Below are 2,959 nucleotides of genomic sequence, written 5' to 3' on the forward strand. Positions count from 1 at the left end.
GTTGAGGCCGACGCCGCGCTCGCGCAGCGCCTGCTCCAGCGCGGGCGTGAAATGCAGCCCTGCGGTCGGCGCGGCGACAGCGCCCTCGTTGGCCGCGAACATCGTCTGGTAGTCGGCGAGGTCCTGATCGTCGGGCGTGCGCTTGGAGGCGATGTAGGGCGGCAGCGGCGGGCTGCCGAGATCGGCGATCGCCTGGTCTAGCGCGGGGCCATGGAACGAGAACGACAGCGTCACCTCGCCCTCGCTGCCCTTGGCCTCAACCTCGGCGTCGAGATGGCCGAGCAGGCAGACCTTGCCCTCGTTGCCGAAGCGGATGCGATCGCCGGCCATGAGCTTCTTGGCGGGCTTCACCAGCGCCTGCCAGCGCGAGCCGTCGAGCCGCTTGATCAGCGTCGCCTCGATCTTCGGCTCGGTCTCGCGGCCGATGCGGCGGCCCTTGAGCTGCGCCGCGATCACCTTGGTGTCGTTGACAACGAGCTGGTCGCCGCGCTTCAGCCATTGCGGCAGCTCGGAAACGATCTGGTCGCGCAGCGCGCCATGCTCCACGACCAGCATCTTCGCGGAGTCGCGCGGGCTCRCCGGGCGCAGGGCGATGCGCTCGGCGGGCAGGTCGAAATCGAAGAGGTCGGTGCGCATACCCAGAACTTGTCATCGCCCGCGCAGGCGGGCGATCCAGTACTCACGATCTTTGTTGTAACCACCGCTGGTGATTACTGGATGCCCCGCCTGCGCGGGGCATGACACCGGCAAAGCCGCTTACTCCGTGTCCGCCGCCATCCGCGCCTTGACGATCTTGTCCGGGTTCTGCACCGGCTCGCCGCGCTTGATCTTGTCGACGTTCTCCATGCCCTCGGTGACCTTGCCCCACACGGTGTACTGGTTGTCGAGGAAGCGGGCGTCGTCGAAGCAGATGAAGAACTGGCTGTCGCCGGAATCCGGGCTCGCAGCGCGCGCCATCGAGGTGGTGCCGCGCACATGCGGCTCCTTGTTGAACTCGGCCTTCAGCTTCTTGCCGGAGCCGCCGGTACCGGTGCCGTGCGGGCAGCCGGTCTGCGCCATGAAGCCCTCGATCACGCGGTGAAACACGATGCCGTCGTAAAAGCCTTCGCGGACCAGCTCCTTGATGCGCGCGACATGGCCGGGCGCGAGGTCGGGCCGCATCTCGATGGTGACGGGGCCCTGCGTGGTCTCGAGGATCAATGTGTTTTCGGTGACACTCATGCTGGTCTCTCTTGCGTTGGAGGTGAAGTCTTCCGGTTGCGGAACTGGATCGCGAATGGACGCCCTGCGGCGGCGCCGGCCATTGCATCGGTAAATGGCATCGGCGTGCAGCGTTGCAACGCCTCCATCACCGCGATCCGGTATTGCAGCCGGTCATTGTCGGAGGCCTCCGCGGATTCATAGGTAATCCTCGGATGGCCCAGAATGTTTCCGGTCCGGTTAAAGCTCACGACGACGGTGATGTCGATAGGGCGAGCCTTGGCGGGCGGCGGCGGCTTCCAGCAGGTGCGCAGATGCCGGAAGATGTCCTGGATGGTGTTGACCGGCGCATCCTCGGCGGCCGCGCCGGAGATGCCGAGAAACAGCACCGCGGCAGCCAGCAGCAGCCTGTTGCCGCAGCGCGCCATCGCCCCGTCCTCTTATTTGATGTCGGAGGCGACCTGCACCTTCACCATCTTGTCGGGATCGGTGACGGTGCCGCTGCTTGATCCGGGCGGCGCCTTCTTCAGCTTGTCGACGACGTCCATGCCCTGCACGACCTCGCCGACCACGGTGTACTGGTTATCGAGGCTGCCGCCGTCGGCGAACATGATGAAGAACTGCGAGTTGGCGGTGTCGACGCTGTCGCCGCGCCGGGCCATGCCGACGATGCCGCGTGCGAAGTGCACCTTGGAGAATTCCTGCTTCAGGTTCGGGTATTTCGAGCCGCCGGTGCCGTTGAAATTCTGGCCGTCGCCGGTCTGCGCCATGAAGCCATCCATCACGCGATGGAACGGCACGTTGTTGTAATAGCCCTCGCGCGCGAGCTGCTTGAGGCGCTCGGCGTGCTGGGGCGCAAGGTCGGTCCTGAGCTTAATGACGATGCGGCCCTTGGTGGTGTCGATGACCAGCGCGTTGGCCTTGTCGAGGTTCGCCGGTAGTTGCTGCGCCACCGCCGGGACCGCGCTGAAGAGCGCGGCAAAGATCGTGGCAAGAATTGCGAGACGACGGATCATGAAAACTCCGGATCAGGTGAGATGAAGAGGTGCGCCGTTATCCGGCGAATTTGGCCTCGAGCAGACTTGCGACCAGCGGCGGCACGAAGGTCGAAATATCTCCGCCCATGGCGGCGATCTGGCGCACCAGTGTGCCGGTAATTGGGCGGACCGCCGGAGAAGCCGGCAGAAAGACGGTTTGCACGTCGGGCGCCATAGCGCCATTCATCCCGGCGAGCTGCATCTCGTAGTCGAGGTCGGTGCCATCGCGCAGACCCCGAATCATGACAGTCGCGCCGTGCCTGCGCGCCGCGGTGACCGCGAGATCGTCATAGGTCACGGCCTCGAGCGTGCAGCCGACTTGGGCCGCGACCGGCCCGCAGACGTCATGGAGCATCTTGAGCCGCTCCTCGGTTGAGAACAGCGGCTTCTTGCCGGGATGGACGCCGATCGCGACCACCAGCCGATCGCACAGGGAGACACTGTTCCGGACCACGTCCAGATGGCCGTTGGTGATGGGGTCGAAGGAACCTGGGTAGAAGGCAATGCGCGGCATGGCCCCGTCCTACCGCGCCCGGCCCGGCCCGGCAAGCCGGGCCGGTTCCATGTCCGTTTCCCTGCCATTTCCCGAAAAATGTCCCGCCTGCCGCGTCGGCGACGGCCGCTTTGTTTCGTCCTCGGGGCGGCCACGAAACAAAACGGAGCGCGAACGAAACCATTTCCCGCGTCCGCGAAGACGTCCGGAAACTGGCCATGGTTACTAA

General features: G+C 65.4%; 5 protein-coding genes. All 5 read right to left on the reverse strand.

Annotated features, from left to right (window positions below; genetic code table 11):
• A partial coding sequence (locus AC1D00_RS34415) for an S-adenosylmethionine:tRNA ribosyltransferase-isomerase (protein WP_477013745.1) occupies nucleotides 1–636 on the reverse strand: 636 nt, incomplete at its 3' end.
• Between the two features lie 120 nt (nucleotides 637–756).
• The gene (locus tag AC1D00_RS34420) at nucleotides 757–1,221 is read right to left on the reverse strand and encodes a peptidylprolyl isomerase (protein WP_135175306.1); all 465 of its coding nucleotides are present in this window, start codon (nucleotides 1,219–1,221) and stop codon (nucleotides 757–759) included.
• Nucleotides 1,218–1,628, reverse strand: a complete 411-nt coding sequence (locus AC1D00_RS34425) for a hypothetical protein (RefSeq protein ID WP_477013746.1) — start codon at nucleotides 1,626–1,628, stop codon at nucleotides 1,218–1,220. Before AC1D00_RS34425 ends, AC1D00_RS34420 begins: the two co-directional genes overlap by 4 nt.
• A 12-nt stretch (nucleotides 1,629–1,640) precedes the next feature.
• A complete protein-coding gene (locus AC1D00_RS34430; protein ID WP_404556531.1) occupies nucleotides 1,641–2,216 on the reverse strand; it encodes a peptidylprolyl isomerase in 576 nt (191 codons plus the stop codon).
• Nucleotides 2,217–2,253: 37 nt separating this feature from the next.
• Nucleotides 2,254–2,751 (reverse strand): pantetheine-phosphate adenylyltransferase, encoded by a 498-nt coding sequence (gene coaD / locus AC1D00_RS34435; protein ID WP_135175303.1) that lies wholly within the window; start codon nucleotides 2,749–2,751, stop codon nucleotides 2,254–2,256.
• Between the last annotated feature and the right edge of the window lie 208 nt (nucleotides 2,752–2,959).

The sequence above is a fragment of the Bradyrhizobium sp. P2_E8 genome (assembly GCF_056403875.1).

Excerpts from the sequence above, each read along its gene's own strand:
- AC1D00_RS34425 (WP_477013746.1), bottom strand. The coding sequence starts at position 1,628 with ATGGCGCGCTGCGGCAACAGGCTGCTGCTGGCTGCCGCGGTGCTGTTT.
- AC1D00_RS34420 (WP_135175306.1), bottom strand. The coding sequence starts at position 1,221 with ATGAGTGTCACCGAAAACACATTGATCCTCGAGACCACGCAGGGCCCC.
- AC1D00_RS34430 (WP_404556531.1), bottom strand. The coding sequence starts at position 2,216 with ATGATCCGTCGTCTCGCAATTCTTGCCACGATCTTTGCCGCGCTCTTC.
- coaD (WP_135175303.1), bottom strand. The coding sequence starts at position 2,751 with ATGCCGCGCATTGCCTTCTACCCAGGTTCCTTCGACCCCATCACCAAC.